This is a genomic window from Pontibacter sp. LHS1, from assembly GCF_058932855.1.
Window position 1 is genome coordinate 14,707 of record NZ_JBZYWF010000006.1, and the last position, 20,461, is coordinate 35,167.

General features: G+C 49.3%; 22 protein-coding genes and 1 tRNA gene. 9 read left to right on the forward strand and 14 right to left on the reverse strand.

The genetic code is table 11. The features are described 5' to 3' along the window. From AC5FXQ_RS12660 to AC5FXQ_RS12670, 3 genes are read left to right on the forward strand one after another with little or no spacing between them, the layout of a single operon-like run. Positions 1 to 1,335 carry a TolC family protein gene (locus AC5FXQ_RS12660; protein ID WP_493602794.1) on the forward strand — a complete coding sequence of 445 codons (1,335 nt, stop codon included), beginning with the start codon at positions 1 to 3 and terminating at the stop codon, positions 1,333 to 1,335. A gap of 18 nt (positions 1,336 to 1,353) precedes the next feature. Beyond that, positions 1,354 to 2,550 (forward strand): efflux RND transporter periplasmic adaptor subunit, encoded by a 1,197-nt coding sequence (locus AC5FXQ_RS12665; RefSeq protein WP_493602795.1) that lies wholly within the window; start codon positions 1,354 to 1,356, stop codon positions 2,548 to 2,550. 35 nt (positions 2,551 to 2,585) lie between these two features. After that, positions 2,586 to 5,780 (forward strand): efflux RND transporter permease subunit, encoded by a 3,195-nt coding sequence (locus AC5FXQ_RS12670; RefSeq protein WP_493602796.1) that lies wholly within the window; start codon positions 2,586 to 2,588, stop codon positions 5,778 to 5,780. 256 nt (positions 5,781 to 6,036) lie between these two features. Here the strand turns inward: AC5FXQ_RS12670 and AC5FXQ_RS12675 are convergent, their stop codons facing one another. From AC5FXQ_RS12675 to AC5FXQ_RS12700, 6 genes are all read right to left on the reverse strand, one after another. Continuing rightward, a complete protein-coding gene (locus tag AC5FXQ_RS12675) occupies positions 6,037 to 6,507 on the reverse strand; it encodes a hypothetical protein (RefSeq protein WP_493602797.1) in 471 nt (156 codons plus the stop codon). Positions 6,508 to 6,710: 203 nt separating this feature from the next. Further along, entirely contained in the window at positions 6,711 to 6,938 is a 228-nt protein-coding gene (locus tag AC5FXQ_RS12680) for a hypothetical protein (RefSeq protein WP_493602798.1), read from the reverse strand. Between the two features lie 114 nt (positions 6,939 to 7,052). Beyond that, positions 7,053 to 7,244 (reverse strand): cold-shock protein, encoded by a 192-nt coding sequence (locus AC5FXQ_RS12685; RefSeq protein WP_493596170.1) that lies wholly within the window; start codon positions 7,242 to 7,244, stop codon positions 7,053 to 7,055. 203 nt (positions 7,245 to 7,447) lie between these two features. Beyond that, positions 7,448 to 7,729 (reverse strand): circadian clock KaiB family protein, encoded by a 282-nt coding sequence (locus AC5FXQ_RS12690; protein WP_493602799.1) that lies wholly within the window; start codon positions 7,727 to 7,729, stop codon positions 7,448 to 7,450. A 64-nt stretch (positions 7,730 to 7,793) separates the two neighbouring features. Next, positions 7,794 to 9,257, reverse strand: a complete 1,464-nt coding sequence (kaiC, locus tag AC5FXQ_RS12695) for a circadian clock protein KaiC (protein ID WP_493602800.1) — start codon at positions 9,255 to 9,257, stop codon at positions 7,794 to 7,796. Positions 9,258 to 9,543: 286 nt separating this feature from the next. After that, the gene (locus AC5FXQ_RS12700) at positions 9,544 to 10,110 is read right to left on the reverse strand and encodes a helix-turn-helix domain-containing protein (RefSeq protein WP_493602801.1); all 567 of its coding nucleotides are present in this window, start codon (positions 10,108 to 10,110) and stop codon (positions 9,544 to 9,546) included. A 451-nt stretch (positions 10,111 to 10,561) separates the two neighbouring features. Here AC5FXQ_RS12700 and AC5FXQ_RS12705 point away from each other — a divergent pair, with 451 nt between their 5' ends. Next, complete coding sequence (locus AC5FXQ_RS12705; RefSeq protein ID WP_493602802.1) at positions 10,562 to 11,863, forward strand: DUF5690 family protein; 1,302 nt, start codon at positions 10,562 to 10,564, stop codon at positions 11,861 to 11,863. Between the two features lie 39 nt (positions 11,864 to 11,902). On the opposite strand, the gene AC5FXQ_RS12710 is transcribed toward AC5FXQ_RS12705, so the two are convergent. The 3 genes from AC5FXQ_RS12710 to AC5FXQ_RS12720 all read right to left on the reverse strand — a co-directional run bounded on the left by AC5FXQ_RS12710 (position 11,903) and on the right by AC5FXQ_RS12720 (position 13,442). Continuing rightward, positions 11,903 to 12,274 (reverse strand): hypothetical protein, encoded by a 372-nt coding sequence (locus AC5FXQ_RS12710; protein WP_493602803.1) that lies wholly within the window; start codon positions 12,272 to 12,274, stop codon positions 11,903 to 11,905. Continuing rightward, positions 12,247 to 12,456 (reverse strand): hypothetical protein, encoded by a 210-nt coding sequence (locus tag AC5FXQ_RS12715; RefSeq protein WP_493602804.1) that lies wholly within the window; start codon positions 12,454 to 12,456, stop codon positions 12,247 to 12,249. Before AC5FXQ_RS12715 ends, AC5FXQ_RS12710 begins: the two co-directional genes overlap by 28 nt. A 395-nt stretch (positions 12,457 to 12,851) precedes the next feature. Further along, the gene (locus tag AC5FXQ_RS12720; protein WP_493602805.1) at positions 12,852 to 13,442 is read right to left on the reverse strand and encodes a Crp/Fnr family transcriptional regulator; all 591 of its coding nucleotides are present in this window, start codon (positions 13,440 to 13,442) and stop codon (positions 12,852 to 12,854) included. Positions 13,443 to 13,524: 82 nt separating this feature from the next. On the opposite strand from AC5FXQ_RS12720, the gene AC5FXQ_RS12725 reads away from it, so the two are divergent. Next, positions 13,525 to 13,980 carry a DoxX family protein gene (locus AC5FXQ_RS12725; RefSeq protein ID WP_493602806.1) on the forward strand — a complete coding sequence of 152 codons (456 nt, stop codon included), beginning with the start codon at positions 13,525 to 13,527 and terminating at the stop codon, positions 13,978 to 13,980. A 397-nt stretch (positions 13,981 to 14,377) separates the two neighbouring features. Here AC5FXQ_RS12725 and AC5FXQ_RS12730 read toward each other — a convergent pair. Continuing rightward, positions 14,378 to 14,449, reverse strand: a tRNA-Glu gene (locus AC5FXQ_RS12730). A 183-nt stretch (positions 14,450 to 14,632) separates the two neighbouring features. On the opposite strand from AC5FXQ_RS12730, the gene gap reads away from it, so the two are divergent. The 4 genes from gap to AC5FXQ_RS12750 all read left to right on the forward strand — a co-directional run bounded on the left by gap (position 14,633) and on the right by AC5FXQ_RS12750 (position 18,027). Beyond that, positions 14,633 to 15,625, forward strand: coding sequence for a type I glyceraldehyde-3-phosphate dehydrogenase (gene gap / locus AC5FXQ_RS12735; protein WP_493602807.1), 993 nt, complete (start codon positions 14,633 to 14,635; stop codon positions 15,623 to 15,625). Between the two features lie 185 nt (positions 15,626 to 15,810). Then, positions 15,811 to 16,656, forward strand: a complete 846-nt coding sequence (locus AC5FXQ_RS12740) for a universal stress protein (RefSeq protein WP_196120621.1) — start codon at positions 15,811 to 15,813, stop codon at positions 16,654 to 16,656. A gap of 123 nt (positions 16,657 to 16,779) precedes the next feature. Further along, a complete protein-coding gene (locus AC5FXQ_RS12745) occupies positions 16,780 to 17,661 on the forward strand; it encodes a diacylglycerol/lipid kinase family protein (RefSeq protein WP_493602808.1) in 882 nt (293 codons plus the stop codon). Positions 17,662 to 17,679: 18 nt separating this feature from the next. After that, positions 17,680 to 18,027 carry a translation initiation factor gene (locus AC5FXQ_RS12750; protein WP_493602809.1) on the forward strand — a complete coding sequence of 116 codons (348 nt, stop codon included), beginning with the start codon at positions 17,680 to 17,682 and terminating at the stop codon, positions 18,025 to 18,027. Positions 18,028 to 18,203: 176 nt separating this feature from the next. Here AC5FXQ_RS12750 and AC5FXQ_RS12755 read toward each other — a convergent pair whose 3' ends face one another. From AC5FXQ_RS12755 to AC5FXQ_RS12770, 4 genes are all read right to left on the reverse strand, one after another. Next, positions 18,204 to 18,629, reverse strand: coding sequence for a hypothetical protein (locus AC5FXQ_RS12755; protein ID WP_493602810.1), 426 nt, complete (start codon positions 18,627 to 18,629; stop codon positions 18,204 to 18,206). Positions 18,630 to 18,799: 170 nt separating this feature from the next. Continuing rightward, complete coding sequence (kdsB, locus tag AC5FXQ_RS12760; protein ID WP_493602811.1) at positions 18,800 to 19,543, reverse strand: 3-deoxy-manno-octulosonate cytidylyltransferase; 744 nt, start codon at positions 19,541 to 19,543, stop codon at positions 18,800 to 18,802. Between the two features lie 104 nt (positions 19,544 to 19,647). Further along, positions 19,648 to 19,992 (reverse strand): hypothetical protein, encoded by a 345-nt coding sequence (locus AC5FXQ_RS12765; protein ID WP_493602812.1) that lies wholly within the window; start codon positions 19,990 to 19,992, stop codon positions 19,648 to 19,650. Between the two features lie 44 nt (positions 19,993 to 20,036). After that, complete coding sequence (locus tag AC5FXQ_RS12770; RefSeq protein WP_493602813.1) at positions 20,037 to 20,375, reverse strand: hypothetical protein; 339 nt, start codon at positions 20,373 to 20,375, stop codon at positions 20,037 to 20,039. Positions 20,376 to 20,461 lie beyond the last annotated feature (86 nt).

Sequence of the window (20,461 nt, forward strand, 5' to 3'; positions counted from 1 at the left end):
ATGAAATTGATACCATACATTAAATCTCTGCTGATTGCCTGCCTGCTGGCACCGGGTACCCTGTTGGCACAGGACCGACAAGGTGTGGCGGCAACCGACAGCCTGACGCTGGAGCAAGTCGTGAACTTTGCCCTGGAGAACAGGGCAGCCATGGAGCAGGCGCTGATCGACGAACAGATCGGTGAGCGGGAGATCAGGGCCAGTCTTTCGGGCTGGTTTCCGCAGATCAATGCTAATTTCGGTAGCACTTACAACATCCGAAGACCGCAGCAGCCGATTGGAGGGGAACTCATTACTTTTGGCCAGAAGTATAATTCCAGCTTGGCGCTACAAGCGACCCAGAGCATTTTTGACAACAACCTGTTTCTGGCTTCGAGAGCATCCCGTTCCAGAAAACTGTTGCTGGACCAGCAGGTGACGGATACCCGCATCAACACGGTGGTAGAGGTGAGCAAGGCATTTTACAGTGTGCTGCTCACGCAGGAGCAGCTGCGCATTCTGGACCAGAACATCTCGCGCCAGGAAAAGCAGTTCAACGACGCCCGTAGCCGCTACGAAGTGGGACTGGTGGATAAGACGGACTACCAGCGTGCCGCCATTACACTGGCTAATATCCGCTCAGACCGCAAGCGGGTGCAGGAGAACATAAAGGCCAGCATAGCCTACCTGAAGCAGCTGATGGGATATCCGGTAGAGCAGGAGCTGAACCTGACTTACCAGTATGCCCGCATGGAGCAGGAGGTACAGGTAGACACGACTGAGATCATCGCCTTCGACAAAAGGGTGGAACTGCAGCAATTGCAGACACAGCGCGAACTGCTGAAGCTGAACACAGCCTTTAACCGCTGGAGCTTCCTGCCAACCGTTTCGGCTTTCGCTAACTACAATCTCCTGTACTTCAACAATGAGTTTGCCAACCTGTACGACCAGCACTTTCCTAACTCGTCGGTAGGACTGCAGGTAGCCTTGCCAATTTTCCAGGGAACGAGAAGGCTGCAGAACCTGAAGATCGCGCAGTTGCAGGAAGACCGCCTGGATGTGCAGATCGAAGACGCCCGACGGGCCATCAACACGGAGTACCAGACGGCGCTGGCGAATTACAAAGGCGATTATACCGAATGGCGCACGGTGCAGTCGAATCTGGAAATGGCCGAGGAGGTGTACGAGATCATCAAGCTGCAGTACGATGAGGGCGTGAAGGCCTACGTGGATCTGATCGTGGCCGAAACAGAGCTGCGCACTACCCAGCTGAATTACTACAATGCCCTTTACAGCGTGCTCTCCAGCAAACTAGACCTGCAGCGCGCCCTTGGAAACATAGACATCAATCGATAAAATCAGAGAAACAGGATAATGAAAAATAAATACGCCTGGCTGTTCGCAGCCATCATCAGCCCGACTTTGCTTGTGTCTTGCGGCGGTGACGATGCCGGACAGCAGCAGATGAACCCCGCGGCCATGGCCGTTCCGGTGAACACGATTCAGGTACAACAGCAAAGTGTAACCGGCCGCGACACTTACCCGGCTACCGTGGTGCCGCTGCAGGAAGTAGAGTTGCGTCCGCAGGTATCGGGATATATCACCAACATTTTTGTGCAGGACGGACAGCGTGTGAAGAAGGGTCAGAAGCTTTACGAAATAGACCAGAACAAATACCAGGCAGGTATACAGCAGGCGCAAGCGAGTCTGCAGAGCGCCAAGGCCAACCTGGCCCGTGCCGAGAAGGACCTGGAGCGATACGAGCGCCTGGCTGAACGCGACGCTATTGCCAGACAGCAGGTAGATTATGCCCGCACCGAAGTACAGACCGCACGTGCGCAGGTATCAGCCGCACAGGCGCAGGTTAGCAGCGCCTCCACCGACCTGAGCTACTCGACTATCACGGCTCCGTTCAGTGGTGTGATCGGTATTTCGCAGGTAAGGGTAGGTGCGCAGGTATCGCCAGGGCAGCCATTGCTTAACACGGTGTCGTCCTCTGACCCGATCGCGGTCGACTTTGTGATCAATGAGGCCGAGATTGGCCGCTTCAGCAACCTGCGCCAGGGCAATCAGCCTGATTCGCTTTTCACGATCCGCTTCAGCAACCTGCGCCAGGGCAATCAGCCTGATTCGCTTTTCACGATCCGCTTCAACAACGGAGAACAGTACGAGCACAACGGTAAGCTGATCGCCATCGACAGGGCCATCGGGCGCAGCTCCGGTACTACCACAGTGCGCGTGCAGTTCCCGAACCCCGACGAACGCCTTATACCAGGTATGACCGTGAGCCTCAACGTGCTGAACCAGGACCTGGGCGAGCAGATCGTGATCCCGTTCAAGGCGGTGACAGAGCAGTTGGGCGAGTACTACGTGTATGTGGTGCAGGGCGACTCGGCGGTGCAGCAGAACGTGCAGCTGGGCACCCGCGTGAACGGCAACATTGTGGTGCGCGAAGGCCTGCAGCAAGGGCAGCAGATCGTGACCGAAGGTATACAGCGTCTGCGCCATGGAGCTAAGGTACAGCTCGAAGGTCCTGAGCAGGGACAGCCACAGGCGGGAGCCGCAAAATAATTGGAGATAGGTCTTTCAGAAGTTTAGCAGAAGATATGATTTCAGAAGTTTTTATAAGAAGGCCCGTCACCGCCATGGTGATCTCGATTGTGATCGTACTGGTGGGTTTACTGGCCATGATGAATTTGCCTGTCACGCAGTATCCGGATATTTCGCCGCCCACCGTATCGGTATCGGCTAACTATACCGGCTCCGATGCGCTGACGGTAGAGCAGTCGGTGGCGACGCCGGTGGAGACGCAGATCAACGGTACGCCAGGTATGGCCTACATCACCTCCACCAACACGAGTACCGGCCAGATGAACATGTCGGTGACCTTTGAGGTGGGCACTGACATCGACATTGCCACCCTCGACGTGCAGAACCGTGCCAGCATTGCGCAGCCGACTCTGCCGGAAGAGGTAAGGCGACTGGGTGTGACGGTGCGTAAGCGTAACCCGAGTATCATGATGGTGATTGGTATCTACTCGCCCAACCGCACCCACGATATTCAGTTCCTCGACAACTACACCAACATTTATATCAAAGACGCTCTGATGCGTGTAAGCGGGGTGGGGGATATCACCTCAATTGGCCAGGACTTCAGTATGCGACTGTGGCTGCAGCCGGACAGGCTGGCGCAGTATAACATTGGCGCCAACGAGATTACGGCGGCCATACAGGAGCAAAACCTGCAGGTAGCAGCCGGTACGGTAGGCGGTGCGCCGCAATACAACACACAGGCTTTCCAGTACCCGATCACGGTAACAGGCCGACTGCAGACGCAGGAGGAGTTCGGCGATATCATCGTGCGCACGAATCCGGCAGACGGCTCGGTGGTATACCTGCGCGACGTAGCCCGCATTGAGTTTGGCCGTTTCGATTATGGCCGTCAGTCGAAGATCAACGGCAATCCGGCTACCATGATGCTCCTGTACCAGGCGCCGGGCAGTAACGCCCTCGAAACAGCCGAAGGCATCTATGCCGCGTTGGACGAACTGAAAGCTTCTTTCCCGGCTGACGTGGATTATATCGTTTCGTTTGAGACGGTGTCGGTGGTGCAGGTATCGATCAACGAGGTGGTGAAAACGCTGGTGGAGGCGCTGATCCTCGTGATCCTGGTGGTGTTCCTCTTCCTGCAGAGCTGGCGCGCGACGCTCGTGCCGATCCTGGCTATACCTGTGTCTATCATCGGTACCTTCGTGTTCTTCATTCCGCTGGGCTTCACCATCAACACACTCACGTTGTTTGGTTTTGTGCTCTCAATTGGTATTGTGGTGGACGACGCCATTGTGGTGGTGGAAGCGGTGCAGCATTACATAGACCATGAGAAGCTCTCGGCCAGAGAAGCTACACGCAAAGCCATGAAAGACATCACGGCGCCGGTTATTGCCATCGGTCTGATTCTGGCGGCGGTGTTTATACCAGTGGGCTTTATTCCTGGTATCGTGGGTAGACTCTACCAGCAGTTCGCGATTACGATTGCGATCTCTGTGTTGATCTCCGCCTTCGTGGCCCTTACGCTCACGCCGGCACTTTGCTCCCTGATGCTCAAGCCAATGAACGTGAACAAGGACTCACGCGGCATCAACAAATTCTTCTACAACTTCAACAACTGGTTTGCCCGCACCACGGAGCGTTATTCAGTTGGGGTGCGCAAGAGCATCAAAGCGACACCACTGGTGCTGATTATCCTGATCTGTATTTATGTGGGTACTTTCGGATTGTTCGCCACCAAGCCAACCGGCTTTATACCTACCGAGGACGAAGGCCGTATGTTTGTGTCGGTGGAGCTGCCGGAAGGCGCTTCTATGAGCAGAACCAACGAGATACTCGAGGAGATCGGTAACCAACTGGGCTCGGTGGAAGCGATCCGTAACTATACCTCCATTGCCGGTCTGAACGCGATTAACTTTTCATTTAAGTCGAACAGCGGTACCTTCTTTGTGCAGCTGGAGCCCTGGGACCAGCGCAAGGATGAGGCCTCGCACCTGAATGGGGTGATGGCCGAAGTGCAGCAGAAGATTGCAGGTATAAAAGAAGCCAACGTACGCCTTGTAGCGCCCCCGGCTATACCTGGTCTGGGCCAGTCGGGCGGTTTCACCTTCGTGCTGCAGCAGCGCCGGGCCGGCGATGTGCGTGAGCTCGAACAGGTAATGGGCCAGTTCCTGGCAGCTGCCAATGCTCGGCCTGAAATAGGGATGGCCTACAGCTTCTTTACAGCCAAAACACCGGGCTACCACATTGACGTGGACCGTGAAAAAGCGAAGCGACTGGGTGTGAACATCGCTGATATTTACACGACCATGTCTACCTACATGGGTAGCCGTTACGTGAATGACTTCACACGCTACGGCCGTAACTTCAGGGTAGTGGCGCAGGCCGACACTTCCTACCGCATGGACATCGAAAGCCTGAAGCAGTACTACGTGATGAACAGGCAAGGGGAGGCCGTTCCGCTGAGTGCACTGGTAACCTCGCGGGTGGTGGAAAACGCGGCGGTGATCTCGCACTACAACCTGTTCCGCTCTGTCGACATCAACGGCGGTGCGGCACCGGGCTACAGTAGTGGACAGGCGCTGGATGCACTGGAGGAAGTAGCAGCCGAGGTATTACCTGCCGGTTATGGTTACGAGTTTACGGGCCTGAGCCGCGAAGAACGTGCAGCCGGTGCGAGTACGATCTACATCTTCTCGCTCTCGATCCTGCTGGTGCTCCTCTTGCTGGCAGCACTTTACGAAAGCTGGTCGGTGCCGTTCTCCATCCTGTTTGCGATTCCGCTGGGAATGTTCGGCGCGATACTGGCGCTCACCTTGCTGCCTAAGCTGGACAACAACGTGTACGCCCAGATCGGTATGATCACGCTGATCGGTTTGGCGGCCAAAAACGCCATCCTGATCGTGGAATTTGCCAAGGAGCGTGTAGATCGGGGCATGGACCTGATCGAAGCGACCATCGAAGCGGTGAAGCTGCGTCTGCGGCCGATCATCATGACCTCACTGGCCTTCATTCTGGGTGTGGTACCGCTTGCATTAGCAGGTGGTGCAGGTGCCGTGTCGCGCCAGACGATTGGTTGGGTAGTAATAGGCGGTATGCTGGCCGCGACCTTCCTGGCGATCTTCGTGGTACCGGTCCTGTACGTGGTGATCACCCGCATTGCCTACGGCAAAAAAGGCCTGGCTGAGCTTCGCGCCAAAGGCGACGATTTGCCGGATAACGATGGCGGTGATCCGGCTTATGTGAATCCTTAGGTTTTAGACAAAGGATTATTTGACAAAGGACAAAAGACTTTTTGATCCTGGTATAAATGAAAAGCCCCGGCCGTCTTTGGTCGGGGCTTTTCATTTATACCAGGATCTGTCTGTACCTATAGCTATACCTATGCAAATCAGAGCATAACTGTAAGTTCAAGGTATAGAAAACCTATCATTGTGTAGCGCTGAGAGTCGGAATCCATCCATCTAAATAGTCCTTTGTCTTTTGTTAAAAAGTCTTTTGCCAGGCACACTACCTAGGAGTTTTCTCCAACAATCGCTCCATCCAGAAGATCAGGAACAGGGCGACGAGGTTCACACCGATGAGTTTCTGGCTCAGGTCGGTGCCGATACTGAAGTGAAAAGAGGAGAGGGCCAGCCGGAATTTAAAGATCCAGCCTTCCACCATATCCACACCAAGTCCAACACGCAAGCCTGCCACATACTGAAAGGCGTAGCTGCCGAAGGAGAAGTACACCACCTGCAGCACCTGGTTGATGATGGAGAGCACCAGTCCACGTCGGTGGTTGCGGAACAGCATGCGTCCGCAAAGGATGGAGAAGATGTAAAGTCCGCCGGCAAAAAGGCCGATGCGCATGGCCGTCTGGTCTACAAACATCTCGCCGCTGAACATAACCCATACTGTAAGGGCTATACCTAAAATGCCGCCGACAATCTGGTAAAGCGCAATGGCTTTTATTTGCTTATTGTAAGAAGTATCCAAAGAAGTGCTTTTTCTGCTAGTTTGATTTGTATTTGCTCTTTTAGCATATCAAAATTACAAATTTATACGCACCTGTTCAGCACAATTGTCATGACGTTTGTGATGGCTTTAACCTGGGCTACTTTATCGTGGAGTGACGGGAGGTATGGATGAAGGAGTCGTGTAGCGGGTTTGCCAACAGAAAGAGGACTGGAATGCTCCTGTTAATACTTGAAAAGTACATTTGTACCGTTTCGTATCCACTTTTCAAAAAAGGCATTGTCATTGAATTCTCCCGAAAGTAACACGGAGCCGGTTTCTGTTACAGGAGTGCGGGTGCTCATAAAGTCAGAAAGGAAGCTCTGGTTATTAGGTACCCAATCCAGTCCTTTTTTGAGAGCAATGCACAAGTATTCATGTGTTATGGTATCTACTAAGTATTTTCTGTTCATCTTTAGCGTATTAGATTTTACATTGTATAAGAGCGCTGGTAAAGACCTTAAGCCCATAGCAGCAATAAAAAAGCCTTACCGGAGGTAAGGCTTTTTAGCAGATATAGTTTAGAACTAAGCGCGTTTTACATTAACCGCATTTAATCCTTTTCGTCCTTCTTGCAGGTCAAAGCTTACTTCATCACTTTCTCTGATCTCATCAACGAGGCCAGAAGCATGTACAAAGTATTCCTGATCTGAATTTGTTTCTTTAATAAACCCGAACCCTTTCAGGTCATTGAAGAATTTTACTGTTCCTGTATTCATTATTGTGTTTGTTATTATATACCTACTACATATCTGCAGGTATATACGTTCATTATTTTTTACAATATACAATAAATAAATTACAAACACTCACCCTAGCCTCACTCTTTCGCAAATAAATAGGATTCATAGCAGCATGATGATAAGGGTTTTCTAAAAGCGTACAGTCCGTGTTCTCCAGGTATGAAATCCTATAGTGTGATTTATTTGTGCATACTTGAAATGCCTAATCCAGCCAATACGCGGCTCCTGACATTAAGTGCTCCTATAATGCGGTTGACTGGTGTTGGCTCCATTCTAATGAGAGTAGGTATAGCGATGATGCCTGCCTCCTCGGCCTTATCAGGGTCTTTCTGTATATCAATTATTTCAAGCTGATAATTACCATTTAGATTCTCCCTGCAAATTTTAAGAAGTGTGTCCACAGCCTCGATAGAGTTCAGGCTGTGTCCGTTAATAAAGAGCTGAAATACATGCATGCTCATTTTGTTGTTTTTAGCGAAAAGCTTCGTAATCGAACGACTACTATTTGTTTACTGTAATCAACTGTTACTCAAGCTTGATAAGCATAGGGTTGCCAGTCAGAATGCCGCTGATTCCTTCGAAGTGCTTTCCTATGTTTGCTCCCTGATCTGTTATTGAAAACTTCCGGATAGAAGAGTCATGCTTGGATCCGCGCATTTTAAGCACAGCGATGCTTCGTTGCATTTCGCCTGACATCTCTACATAGCGCAGCAGAATAATGGAGTCTGTGATAGGAGAAATGTTGCCTTCTGTATCGGATGTGCCGCCTGCCAGCAAGGGCGTATTTGACGTAAACATGCCTGTAATTTCCTCGTGCTTGAGGTAAGCCGTGAAGGCTATGATAAACTCCCGGAATCCTTTGTCTGTAGAAGTTCTGGACAAAGCCGACAAACTATCAATTGCGATCCGGTCAGGCTTGAAGTCTTTTACAATTTCCTGGATATTGATGAAATGATCCTCAAGTGAGGAAATCTCCGGGTAGATGCAAATCACCTTTAAAAGCCCTTCTTCTTCGAGTTCTTTGAAGTCGATTCCCCAGCCGGCTGCATTACGGTGTAGCTGTTCGGTGCTTTCCTCAAAGGCCATGAGCAGGCAGCGCTCATTGTTTTGCCGTATGGCGTGGATGAAGTTGGCTACCAGCAAGGTTTTACCAGCCCCGATTGCCCCGGAAACCAAGTTGATGGAGCCCTTGTAAAACCCTCCGTTTATCATATCGTCCAGTGCCGGTATACCGGAAGTAACCCGCTCGTTAGAAGAGATATGGCGGAGATTCATGGCTGAAAGCGGAATAATGACAATGGCCTTCTCCGGGTTTATGGAAAATGGGTTTTCGCCTTTCTCGTGATCACTTCCCCTGAATTTAAGAATTTCGATGGTTCTCCTGCGCTTCTCATTCTGAAGTACATTACGAAGTATGATCACATTGTCTGTCAGAAATTCCTCTACTCCGAAACGTGTAATGTTTCCATACTCCTCCAGGCGTTCAGCCGTTATAATAGACGTGGCATTTAACCGTGATAACGTAAGAGCTACCTGTATTAATTCACGGCGTATGGTGTGCGTCTCTTCGTGGAATTGCGTAAAGATGCTGCCTATAGAATCTATAACAACGCGCTGTGCTTTACATTTCTGCACGGCTCTCTCCAGTCTTATCCTGAATGCACTCAGGTCGAAATCACCGACAGCAATTATTACCTCTTCTTTTGGGGCGGCATCCACAAATATCCACTTGCCTTCTCTTTCCCATGTATCAATGTCCCAGTTAAAGCTTTTCAGGTTTTTCCGGATATCGTCTACCTGCTCTTCAAACGTGACAAAAACGCCCGGCTGATCGAACAGCTGGATACCCAATGCGAGGAACTGCGCACCGAAAAGTGTTTTTGCGCTACCAGAGCTGCCTGCTACAAGGGTGGTTCGGCCAAGGGGCAATCCGCCGTGAGATATATGATCGAAGGAAGCGTTTCCTGTTTCTAGTTTTTTAAGGTTCATAGGCAAACGTAAGCGGTTTGGGAAGAAGAAGTATGGGGCTGAACTTACAGGTCGAGGTGTTACCATGACAGGCAGTTTAATTTTGCTTTAGAAATGTTGAATAACCATTTGTGAGTTTATTACTGCCTGATGACTTTACACCTCATGTTAGGATACAGTAACCGGCTGTATAAGCAGATCATAAGCGCATGCACACTGAGGTCCGAAACAGCACATAAAAGATGCACAAAGGTGGGTGGAATAGAAGGGGAATTCTTTACATACTTGTTCAAGTATGTTTCAAATATTACAGGTTTTCGAGCACGTTCTCCCGCTTCTCTTTGATTTTCTTGTAAAAGGTAGGGGAAAGCCCTGTCACCTTTTTAAACTGACTTGACAAATGGGCCACACTGCTGTAATGTAGGCGATGAGCAATTTCGGTAAGGGAGAGTTCATCGTAAAACAGCAGTTCTTTTGCTTTCTCTATCTTGTGAAGGATAATGAACTGCTGAATGGTGATACCCTTAACTTCTGAAAAGATGTTGGCCAGGTAGTTATAATTATATCCCAGTTTCTCGCTTATGTAAACTGAATAATTCACGTTCGGCTGTTCTTCCGAAGCGTGGATCATGTCGGTGATAAGTGTCTTTATCTTTTCGATCAGTTTGCTTTTGCTGTCGTCAAGCAATTCCAGGCCGGCTTTGCTTAAATTATCTTTCAGCTGTTCCAGCTGAATATCGGTGATGTCTTTGTGTATTTCTACTGTGCCGAGGTCAACTACCACGTACTCTGACTGTAATCCAAGATTTATAAGCTCTTCCTGCACCAGCGCTTTGCAGCGGCTGCTGACCATATACTTAATGTATAGTTTCATTTAATTGGGTTAAGTACACACTCAAATCCGGGAGTATGAAACGGCGCTGCTGCTGGGAATTGCTTAGAACCTGGTGCGATTGATGAGCAATGAGATCAGGACTTTACAAAAATTGTAAAGCAGGTTCAGGTTGTTGTATTAATTACGTTTGTGCTGCCATATTAATTCATTAAAAGTAAAGTATATTTTTGAGTTACAATACAATAAGTTATAAAAGACTGCTGCTCTTTTGCTTAGAGACAGTGAAAAACAACCCAAAATACTGGCACACAGTTGCGGCTTTGCAGTAAGCAGGAATCTAGTGCTTAACCAGGTGACTTAAAACCAGGAGATATATCTGATCATCAGAAAACCAAAAACAATTCTTACCACTTGTATAATAATTTCATCGCTATTGACTACATTCCCAATAAGAAGATAAAATCACTATTCTGGAAATGATGAAAAAGGCATGGCAGCATTCATAAATAAGAACAGTAGCCAGATTAAAGTTGGGCTATACGCAGCAGTGGTCGTATTCTTTGCTTATACCATGATCTTTGGTTTCAGAAAATCTTTTACTGTCGCCACGTTCGACGGGATTGAGATTGCCGGTTACAGTTACAAAACGATTCTGGTGATCAGCCAGGTGCTGGGGTACCTGCTGGCCAAATTCTATGGCATCAAGTATATAGCAGAGCTTAAGCGAACAGGCAGGGGGCAGGTGATTCTCCTGCTAACGGGCATCGCCTGGCTAAGCTGGCTGTTTTTTGCCCTCGTGCCGCCTCCTTACAACATTGTTTTTCTCTTCATCAACGGATTCCCGCTGGGGATGCTTTGGGGAGTCGTTTTCTCTTATGTGGAGGGCAGGAGAAGTACCGATTTTATCGGAGCAACACTAGCGGTAAGCTTCATCTTCGCCTCCGGATTTGTCAAGTCGGTCGGTGCCTGGCTGATGGTGCAGTTTGGCGTATCAGAGTTCTGGGTGCCTTTTTATACCGGTTTGGTGTTTGCCGGGCCGCTTCTGCTTTTTGTTTTCCTGATGGAAAGGATTCCGCCACCCAGCGAAGAGGATGTCAGGCTGAGAACAGAACGAGCTCCCATGACAGAAGAGGATCGGAAACGCTTTATAAAGGAGTTTTTTGCCGGTATAGTTGTTTGTGTGATCATCTACTGCTTTGCCACCATCTTCCGGGATATTCGCGATAACTTTGGCGCAGAAATGTGGAAAGAGCTGGGCTATTTTGATCAGCCTGCCATCTTCTCGAAAACAGAGACGCCCATTACCTTGATTATCCTGGTCTTGATCGGCAGCATGGTGTTGATCAAAAACAACTACAGAGCGCTGCAAACGGCCCATGTTTTTATCCTGATCGGATTTACGATCGCTGGCATTTCAACGGCACTTTTTGCCGCTCAATCCATGGATCCGGTATGGTGGATGATGCTGGTCGGGCTAGGTTTGTACATGGTATACATCCCTTTCAACGCCGTCTTTTTCGACCGGCTGATCTCTGCTTTCAGGTATACCGGAAACGTAGGCTTTCTGATCTATGTGGCGGATTCTTTTGGCTATGTGGGCAGCGTTGGGGTGTTGTTCAGCAAAGAGATCTTTCAGGTACAGCTGAACTGGGTGACGTTCTTCTCTAACAGTGTGATCGCCCTTTCCGCAATCGGTATCCTGCTGACCGCTTTCTCCATGGTGTATTTTGGAAGGAAGTATGAGAAGATGAGGAAAAGAGATATGAGTGAGGCAATGGCAGTGCAGGTATGACCGCTTTACAAATACTATAGCAACTGAGTATCACCGCCCTCACTTGTTCAGGAATTTATAAAAGATGACACCACCCACTGCATAGAGCAACCCATCTACCCAGTCTCCGGTATAGCGGACCATATACCTGGGGAAAATCATCTCAAAAGCCACTGTAAAATAAAGTACCGCGAATGTCACCTGGCGCCAGGAGAGGCATACCTGTGGCCCGTATATGAAGCGCAGCACAAACAAGGTAGTGGTAAGCACCAGCGGCATGCAAAGCAAATCATCCAGGTAATGCTGCACCCACCAGGGCCTGGGCAGGTCCAGCCAACGCCATACCCAATGACTCAGGTATACCGCTGTCAGCACCCGGAACGAGGGACTAAGCGTGCTCCAACTTATCCGGCCAGCAACGCGATAAGCCATAGGATAAAAGACACAATAGAAACAAAGGCGATCTGAAAACCAAGCCCGATTCGTTTGATAATATTGAGGTACCAGGGGTCTTCCGGTTTTATCTCGATGAATTTGATGGAGAAACGCTCCTCTTCTTCCTGTTGGCGTTCGGCACGGGCCTGTTGACGGGCAACGGCAACAGGGTCAAGCACGCTGCCGCAATGCTCACAACGGTCGGTCGGATCTTGGTCCCAGCGGGACCATTTACCGCAGTTCGGACATTTCTTGCTGGCATTCATAGAAACTCAAATTGATAACCTGCTGCATCAGCAAGTCGCTGACGGGAGGTAGACACATTAATTTACAATGACCATTCAGGCCATTGTCGCCCAAAGGGACTATTGCAAAGTTAACATCTTTTATTTAGCCACCTCCGGTACATAAGGTTTAGCAGAATTACTCGAAGAGGGGAAAAACAAAAAAGGCCCTCAGTTTCCTGAGCGGCTTTCTAGTAATCCGTAGGATGGAATTATTGAACCTTATCCACATGGAATTAACCAGTCTCGAAACATTTTTAAAGGCATAATAAGCGAGCCAATAGGTACTACTACTTATCCATTAACTCTTTGCGGATACGGCTGAGTGATTCGGGAGTCATGCCCAGGTAAGAAGCAATCATCCAGAGCGGCAAGCGCAGAGAGAGAGACGGATAAGTTTCAACAAAACCTACATACCGCTGTTCCCCGGTTTCACTTAAGTGGCTAATCAGCCGTTTCTGAAAGGTTCGAAGGCTGTTTAACTGTAAACTGCTCAACAGCTGTTGTACATCAGGAACTATCCTATTCAACTCATCAAAGAAGGCCAGGTCTATGGCTAACAAATCGGTTGCTTCAATGGCATCTATGTAAAAGATAGCAGGAGTCTTTTTAAACAGGCTGATCTGTTCAGCTATCCACCAGTTCTCAGGCGCAAACTGAATAATGTGTTCTTTGCCCTTTTCATCGATCACATAGCTTCGCAGGCACCCTTTCAGCACAAAACCACCATACAAACACACTTCTCCGACACTTAGTAATACCTGTCCCTTCTCCACATGCCGTGTTTTTAAATGTGGCTCGAGTTGGGAAAGTTGCTGGTCAGTGATAGCCAGCTTGGAGCGTAGATAATCAAAAAAGGCTTCTGTCATATTTCTTAACATACATCAAGGCGCTGGCTTTACGAGCCCGCTACCTTTGTAGCACAAGATAAGTAAAAAACTAAAATTTAAAATTTTAACCATCATGACAACGAACAGCACTGCAACTCCACAAAATCAATCTAAAGCCCTGCACATCACACTTTGGGTAGTACAGGTATTATTAGCCTTGGCATTTGGTATGGCAGGCTTTATGAAACTGGTTACGCCACTCACAGATCTTGCCGCACAGGGAATGACCTATGTGAATTCATTTGGAGAAGGCATGGTTCGCTTTATAGGGATTAGTGAGCTATTGGCTGCTATTGGTTTAATCTTACCAGCTGCCTTACGAATCAAGCCTGTACTGACACCACTTGCTGCAGCTGGTTTAGCAGTAATCATGGTACTTGCTTTCGGATACCACGTTACGAATAATGAGCCGTTCCTTCCAACTGCAATATTATTTACATTGACAGCCTTTGTTGCCTGGGGACGATTTAAAAAAGCTCCCATTCAGCCTAAGTCTGCTGCAGGTAGAAGTACAAGCATGTCCTTATAATTCACGCTGAAGTTAATCAATGTTGCACTAGCTTAATGGCATTGATAGAAGCGTTCATGAAACGGTTGCTGAACAAAGCAACCCTCGTTCACACCTGCCGTGCATCACATCAGGATACAGAGTGACAGTATCAGGAAAGCTGAGTTTTTACCTGGCTACTTTTTGAGAATGACGGTAGGGCTAGATAATGGTGCGCTGTCTACTAAAGACAAGATCAGAAGCTACACTGTTTGGAATATCGAACGTGAGAAGGGTACCATAGACCTGGCCATTGCCACAGAAAGCAATGCTAGGGACAGTAATTGTAGGGGAAATCTTTTTTGTTACTTTTCTGTTACTCTGGAAATAAAAAACCCGCTTATTAGATAAAATAAGCGGGTTTTTAAGCTTTACTATGTAGTCCGTAGGGGAATCGAACCCCTGTTGCCAGAATGAAAATCTGGAGTCCTAACCCCTAGACGAACGGACCATTCTGTCGTTTTGTGGTGCAAATATACGGCAAAGCGCTTACATGGCAAATATTTTTCCGGATTTTTAACCTTAATTTACGTAAAACGTTAGGAGTCAGGCGGGAAAAAATATATTGGTTTTCCTTAATGCTAATCGTAACTTCGCACCATCAAATTTTAAAAACAAATCAATCCCAAATACCATGTCTAAAATTAAAGTTGCAATTAACGGTTTTGGCCGTATCGGCAGACTTACTTTTAAGGCCCTTCTGGAGAAGGACAATGTAGAGGTAGTAGCGATCAACGACCTGACCAACACCAAAACATTGGCTCACCTGCTGAAGTATGATTCAGTACACGGCCGTTTTAATGGTACAGTAGAAGCCACTGACAACGGTATTATTGTAAACGGCAGAGAGATTCAAATCACAGCTGAGCGCGAGCCGAAGAACCTGCCTTGGGGCGATCTGGGCGTTGACGTTGTGTTGGAGTCTACTGGTCGTTTCGTTGACGAGCAGGGCGCTGGTGGTCACCTGGAAGCTGGTGCCCGCAAAGTAGTTATCTCAGCTCCTGCCAAAGGCAACATCCCAACTGTGGTACTGGGTGTGAACGAAGACATTCTGACTGGCGACGAGCGCATCGTTTCCAACGCTTCTTGTACGACTAACTGCCTTGCGCCAATGGCGAAAGTGCTTGATGATACGTTCGGTATCGAAAAAGGCTATATCACAACGGTTCACGCTTACACAGCTGACCAGAACCTGCAGGATGCACCACACAGCGACCTGCGCCGTGCCCGTGCCGCTGCTTACTCTATCGTGCCTACTTCTACAGGTGCTGCCAAGGCCGTTGGTCTTGTACTGCCTCACCTGAAAGGCAAACTGGACGGCGTGGCTATGCGCGTGCCTATTCCGGATGGCTCTTTGACTGACTTAACTGTAGTACTGAAGAAGCCAGCTACGAAAGAGGAAATCAACGCTGCCATGAAGAAGGCTGCTGAAGGCGAAATGAAAGGTATCCTGGAGTACACAGAGGATCCGATCGTTTCCATCGACATCGTAGGCAACACGCACTCTTGCATTTTCGATGCAGAGATGACATCAGCTAACGAAACACTGGTGAAAGTGGTAGGCTGGTACGACAACGAGGCTGGCTACTCTAATAGAGCCGCCGACCTGATCGCCAAGCTTGGCTAATCACCTGATTTATACCTTATTCCTGCAAAAGCCCGCCATTCTGGTGGGCTTTTGTGATTTTGTGGCGATTATAAAAGAAAAACACTATATTTCATCAGGAATGACATTTGTCATAGTACAGGCGTATACAGGCCTGTATTTTTACAACTGAAATAGAACAAAGCATTATAAAACCGCACAAAATTATGAGAAGAATACTTGTACCAACCGACTTTTCCGATCAGGCCCGCAACGCCTTCGAAGTAGCTGTTGCCATTGCCCGCCAGACGGGTGCTGCCATCAAACTGCTGCACGTGGTCGAAATGCCTTATTCCTACTCTTTCAGTGCAACCGGCGACCTGGTAGGCGGAAACGGCATGGAGCAGGTATACATGATGAAGCTGCTTGAGAACACCAAGTACCGCATGGCCGAACTGGAGCGCTCTGTGGAGCACGAAGGGGTGGAAGTGGTGCAGGAGGTAGACGCAGACAACGTAATCCGCAAGATCCGTCGTGTGATCAGCGACGACAAGGTGGACCTGGTGGTGATGGGCTCGAAAGGCGCCAGCGGTATGGACGAATTCCTGATCGGATCCAACACCGAGAAGGTGGTGCGTACGGCCGAGTGCCCGGTACTGACTGTGAAAGGACCGATCCCGAACCTGCAGATCCGAAACATCGTGCTGCCTTCTGATTTCAAGCGTGAGATCGGAACGGCTGTGGAGAAGTTCAAGTATTTCCAGCAGATGTTCGGAGCAAAACTACACCTGGTTTACATTAACACGCCGGGTGCCTTCGAGTCGAGCAGCAATCTGCGTGCACGCATGCAGAAGGCCGCCGAGCGCTACGGACTGCAGAACTTCACGATCAATGTCTACAATGATACCATTGAGGAAGACGGCATCCTGCACTTCGCAGAGGAGACCGGAGCTGACCTGGTGATGATGGCCACACACGGCCGCACCGGCCTGTCACACCTGCTCAGCGGTAGCATCGCCGAAGACCTGGTAAACCATTCCGACATACCTGTGCTTACTTTCCATCTGAAATAAGTAGGCCACACCTATGTAACAGAAAGCCCGGCTACTTGCCGGGCTTTTTTATTCTCCAAAGGAATGGGTTAATTTGCGTAGAATTAACCCAGATAGCAGCGTTATTGGCCTGCCCGTCCGTATATGAGCAAACGTCCCCACTTCCGGTTCATCATCAACCCCACGTCTGGCCCCAGCAGCAAGGTGGATGTAGCCGCCCGCATTAAGCTTCACCTGGACCACGAAAAGTTTGACCACGACATCGTGTACACGGACTATGCCGGGCATGCACCGGAACTGGCCAGGCAGGCGGCAGAGCAGGGCCGTGAGGTGGTGGTAGCCGTTGGGGGCGACGGTACCGTGAACGAGGTGGCGCAGGGAATCCTGCATACTGAAACGGCCTTGGGCATTATCCCCAGGGGCTCCGGTAACGGACTGGCCCGTCACCTGCAGGTGCCCCTGACCGTTGATGCTGCTATCCGTTATCTGAACCACGGACACCGCTCTAAGATAGACAGCGGGACCATCAACGGGCGCCCGTTCTTCACTACCGCAGGTATAGGCTTTGATGCGTACATTAGTTCGGTGTTTGCGGGGAGTAAGAAGCGCGGTCTGAAGACCTATGTGGAACTTATCCTGAAAGAGGTGCGCAACTACCGCCATCTTCCAGTGAAGGCCGTTATTAATGGCAAGACCATTGAAACGGAGTTGTTTGTAATGGCCTTTGCTAATGCAGCGCAGTACGGCAACAATGCCTATATCGCCCCCATGGCTGATATACGGGATGGTATGCTGGACGTGTGCCTGGTGCGTAAACTGGATATGTTTAAGGCCCTGCAACTGAGCTATGCCATGCTGGCCAATAAGCCGGCCAGTGCAGACAGTGCCGAGTACTTTAAGACAGAAGGCGTCATGGTGCAGACTGACCACGAAATGATGCACCATGCCGATGGGGAGTATCTGGGCAAAGCCAAAGAGTTTGAAGTGCGTATGGTGCCACAGTCACTGCACGTGGTGGCGCGCTAAACATAGGAGACTAAGATTATGAGCGACAAGAATAAAAAAGGCAGACAGGGAGTTGTATACTCCACCAGTTCTGATTTCAGTTACCAATACGAGCAGGAGCACGAGGCCCAGACACTTCCGCCACAGCAGCAGAACCTGAAAGTAATGCTGGATAAGAAAGCCCGTGGAGGCAAGCAGGTAACGCTTGTAACGGGATTTGTAGGAACGGAAGACGATCTGAAAGAACTGGGCAAACTGCTTAAAAATAAATGTGGCGTCGGCGGTTCTGCCAAAGACGGCGAGATCCTGATTCAGGGCGACTTCCGCGACAAAGTGCTGCAGGTACTACAAGCCGCAGGCTATAAAGCCAAGAAGGCGGGAGGGTGATGCAAGTTTAGGAGTTTGAGAATTTGGGAGTTAGAAAATCTGAATGTTGAGAGGAGCTAAGTGTTGGGTCGCCCCCTGTAAGAAGCGTGCACTAAACAATCAGCAATAAACAATTAACAATTTTACCCATCCCGAAATCCGGGCTCGAGCCTTTCAGCTCTCAAATTCTCAAACCCCTAAACTTTCAAACTCTTCAACTTACTCACCGGCCCTTGCAGGTGGTAAAAGTTGGCTGACTTCTGCACGAACAGGCGACCAGCCAGGGCAGGAGCCCTGGGGGGGCGGGGTTTGTATACCTGCACGGCTCCTTTGTCTTTGCCCGGTATACGTTCGTAGCCAATCTCCTCGAGTTTCTGATCGAGCGCTTTGGGGGAGATGCTCTTCACCGGTATCCTGATTTCCGTGCGCCTGTACCATAGCAACAAAGCAATGGTGAACAGCAGCGAGAAGATAGCCGAATTCACCAGGATCTCATTTACCGCCCCGGGAGCATCTTCTTTAAACCTGCCGGATATCCCAAACCAGGCCGCCGTCAGCAAAGCATACATCCCGAAGAAGTATAGATTCAACTTCACAAATCGCTGCAAGGTGTAGTTTTTCATGAGTGGGATTGTGGAATAACTAAGGTTGAATGTTTGCTGATTTGAATGCTGTTTTGTTTAAATAGGCGTAAAGTAATCAGTGTTTTGTGGTGCTTTGTGTTAATTTGTAGATTAAGTAAAGATTTTACTTAAATGGAGCATCTTTGACACCCTAGCAGTTTATCATTGTCCTACAACCATTCTCCATTCCTGACCACCTTCTCCAGATCCTCCGGGGTATCGATGCCGATGGTTTCAAACTCCGTGGTAGCAGTGGTAATGCGGAAACCGTTTTCGAGCCAGCGCAGTTGCTCCAGTGACTCGGCCAGTTCCAGACTGGAAGGGGGCAGCTGGGTGATCTGCTCCAGTATATCGGTGCGGTACCCGTAGATGCCGATGTGCTTGTAGTAGGTATGCTGTTTGTGCCAGATGTCGTTGGGCACGTTGCGGCAATAGGGAATAGGCTGCCGGCTGAAGTACAAGGCTTCTCCATGAAGGCTTACGACTACTTTAGGGGCATTGATATTGAAGAGCTCTTCCGGAGTGTTGATCTTCTTGACGAGGGTAGCCAGCTGCGTCTGCGGATTGTTGAAACAGGTGGCCAGCAATTCAATCTGCTCAGGCTTGATGAAGGGTTCGTCGCCCTGGATATTGATCACATACTCGAAAGGCTGGTCGTGTAACTGATAGGCTTCGAAGCAACGGTCGGTGCCGCTTTGGTGGTGTGCTGCTGTCAGCACGGCCTTGCCTCCGAAGCCGTGCACGTGATCCAAAATGCGCTGATCATCAGTGGCTACGATAACATCAGTTAAACCAGATGATGAAGCCTGTTCGTATACCCGCTGTATCATGCTTTTGCCATTGATGTCGACAAGTGGCTTTCCGGGAAAACGGGTGGAGGCGTAGCGGGCAGGTATAATGCCGAGTATTTCCATAGGGCAGACGGTTATCTTTGGCCAGCCGTGCAGTGGCAGGCCCCGGCAAGTTACATAACAGACAGGAGTAATGCAGCAGACTGCCGCAAAAAGCAATTTGCCGGTTAAGGTCTTTTTTTGACAGAGATGACACGGATAGCTTCCATGGCCCTGCTTTGGGTGGAGAGGCCGCAGCGTATATCCAGCTGGCGGCCCAGCTTTTCAAATTCAATTAGCACGGGTGTCTCTCCCTCTACTTTGAATGCTTCATCAATATCCCCTTCATTCTCGGGCTTATACCTGTTGCCGTTGATGAGCACTTCAAAGCCACAGCCATCCACCATATACTCACCAGACCAGATCAGCATGGCTTCTTTGGTATCTGTTTCGGTATTTAGCGTATGCTGGCAGGAATTAAGTAAAAGAGAAGTAAGACTGAAAAATAAGGTGAGCTGTAGAAACAGTTTCATATAGGAACAGGATATGTGAACTTATGTAAGAAGAGAAGCCTGATTTATAGTTTCTTAATTGAAAGGATACGGATAAAGTCCTTTTTAGTAGCAACAGGAAGCATGCCGCACTGGGTGTCCCGCTGGCCCAGCTGCACAAATTTCACCTCGACAGGTATGGGGTCATGTGATTTGAAGGAATTGTCAATATCAGCTTCATTTGCCGGTTTGAAGCGTTTCTCACCTATTTGCACATGAAAACCGCAGCCATCTACGGCGTAATCGCCGGACCAAGTGATAGAGGCAACTTCTTCCAGCACTTCCAGGTCCTCGTCCTTGTCGCAAGAGAAGGCAGAAACTGTAAATGCAGCCAACAGGAGGGTGTAGCGGATAATGTTTTTCATGTGATCGAGGTTTGGTTTACTGGCATGACCCCAAAATGCCCTCCAGCGTTGCAAAGATTGCCGAAAATAATGCTAAACTCTTAAAC

What these genes read in the sequence shown, in the direction of transcription:
- AC5FXQ_RS12660 (WP_493602794.1), top strand. Translation starts at nt 1, where the DNA reads ATGAAATTGATACCATACATTAAATCTCTGCTGATTGCCTGCCTGCTG.
- AC5FXQ_RS12665 (WP_493602795.1), top strand. Translation starts at nt 1,354, where the DNA reads ATGAAAAATAAATACGCCTGGCTGTTCGCAGCCATCATCAGCCCGACT.
- AC5FXQ_RS12670 (WP_493602796.1), top strand. Translation starts at nt 2,586, where the DNA reads ATGATTTCAGAAGTTTTTATAAGAAGGCCCGTCACCGCCATGGTGATC.
- AC5FXQ_RS12680 (WP_493602798.1), bottom strand. Translation starts at nt 6,938, where the DNA reads ATGAACAGAAAATACTTAGTAGATACCATAACACATGAATACTTGTGC.
- AC5FXQ_RS12685 (WP_493596170.1), bottom strand. Translation starts at nt 7,244, where the DNA reads ATGAATACAGGAACAGTAAAATTCTTCAATGACCTGAAAGGGTTCGGG.
- AC5FXQ_RS12690 (WP_493602799.1), bottom strand. Translation starts at nt 7,729, where the DNA reads ATGAGCATGCATGTATTTCAGCTCTTTATTAACGGACACAGCCTGAAC.
- kaiC (WP_493602800.1), bottom strand. Translation starts at nt 9,257, where the DNA reads ATGAACCTTAAAAAACTAGAAACAGGAAACGCTTCCTTCGATCATATA.
- AC5FXQ_RS12700 (WP_493602801.1), bottom strand. Translation starts at nt 10,110, where the DNA reads ATGAAACTATACATTAAGTATATGGTCAGCAGCCGCTGCAAAGCGCTG.
- AC5FXQ_RS12705 (WP_493602802.1), top strand. Translation starts at nt 10,562, where the DNA reads ATGGCAGCATTCATAAATAAGAACAGTAGCCAGATTAAAGTTGGGCTA.
- AC5FXQ_RS12710 (WP_493602803.1), bottom strand. Translation starts at nt 12,274, where the DNA reads ATGGCTTATCGCGTTGCTGGCCGGATAAGTTGGAGCACGCTTAGTCCC.
- AC5FXQ_RS12720 (WP_493602805.1), bottom strand. Translation starts at nt 13,442, where the DNA reads ATGTTAAGAAATATGACAGAAGCCTTTTTTGATTATCTACGCTCCAAG.
- AC5FXQ_RS12725 (WP_493602806.1), top strand. Translation starts at nt 13,525, where the DNA reads ATGACAACGAACAGCACTGCAACTCCACAAAATCAATCTAAAGCCCTG.
- gap (WP_493602807.1), top strand. Translation starts at nt 14,633, where the DNA reads ATGTCTAAAATTAAAGTTGCAATTAACGGTTTTGGCCGTATCGGCAGA.
- AC5FXQ_RS12740 (WP_196120621.1), top strand. Translation starts at nt 15,811, where the DNA reads ATGAGAAGAATACTTGTACCAACCGACTTTTCCGATCAGGCCCGCAAC.
- AC5FXQ_RS12745 (WP_493602808.1), top strand. Translation starts at nt 16,780, where the DNA reads ATGAGCAAACGTCCCCACTTCCGGTTCATCATCAACCCCACGTCTGGC.
- AC5FXQ_RS12750 (WP_493602809.1), top strand. Translation starts at nt 17,680, where the DNA reads ATGAGCGACAAGAATAAAAAAGGCAGACAGGGAGTTGTATACTCCACC.
- AC5FXQ_RS12755 (WP_493602810.1), bottom strand. Translation starts at nt 18,629, where the DNA reads ATGAAAAACTACACCTTGCAGCGATTTGTGAAGTTGAATCTATACTTC.
- kdsB (WP_493602811.1), bottom strand. Translation starts at nt 19,543, where the DNA reads ATGGAAATACTCGGCATTATACCTGCCCGCTACGCCTCCACCCGTTTT.
- AC5FXQ_RS12765 (WP_493602812.1), bottom strand. Translation starts at nt 19,992, where the DNA reads ATGAAACTGTTTCTACAGCTCACCTTATTTTTCAGTCTTACTTCTCTT.
- AC5FXQ_RS12770 (WP_493602813.1), bottom strand. Translation starts at nt 20,375, where the DNA reads ATGAAAAACATTATCCGCTACACCCTCCTGTTGGCTGCATTTACAGTT.